The organism is Burkholderia sp. MR1-5-21 (genome assembly GCF_053427715.1).
Genome location: NZ_JBSAXD010000126.1, coordinates 1 through 504, shown reverse-complemented (window position 1 = coordinate 504; position 504 = coordinate 1). Strand labels below are relative to the sequence as shown.

Below are 504 nucleotides of genomic sequence, written 5' to 3'. Positions count from 1 at the left end.
GATCGCTGTCCGTTCAGTCGAACGGTCAGCTTACAAATGCGGCGGGGCTCATTCAGTCGAACGGCAACCTGACGGTTGCAGCGCGTGGTGCCGTGAACAACCGCGCAGGCCAGATCGAAGCCAACGGCGCAACGACGACACTCCAGTTGTCCGGATCGAGTGTCGACAACAGCGATGGCCGCATAGCGAATATCGGAACTGGCGCGACAACGATTGACGGTGGCGCCTCGATCACGAACACGAATGTGTCCGGCAAAGCCGGTGCCGGCACAATCGGCGGAAACGGCGATGTGGCGCTCACCGCACAAACTCTCAAGAATTCGCAAGGGGCTCAGACGGTTGCCGGACACGACCTCAGACTGAACGTTGGCAGCAACGCGAACAATGCCGGCGGTGTGCTGTCGGCCGCGAACAATCTGACGCTGAACGGTGCGAGCGCTGGTTTTTCGAATCAGGGTGGTTCTGTTCATGCGAATGGCGCGCTTGGATTGAAAACGGCATCCA

At 59.5% G+C, this 504-nt stretch carries 1 protein-coding gene; it reads left to right on the top strand.

Annotated features, from left to right (window positions below):
* On the top strand, positions 1-504 hold a 504-nt coding region (locus ACV229_RS40715), incomplete at both ends, for a hypothetical protein (RefSeq protein WP_448088676.1).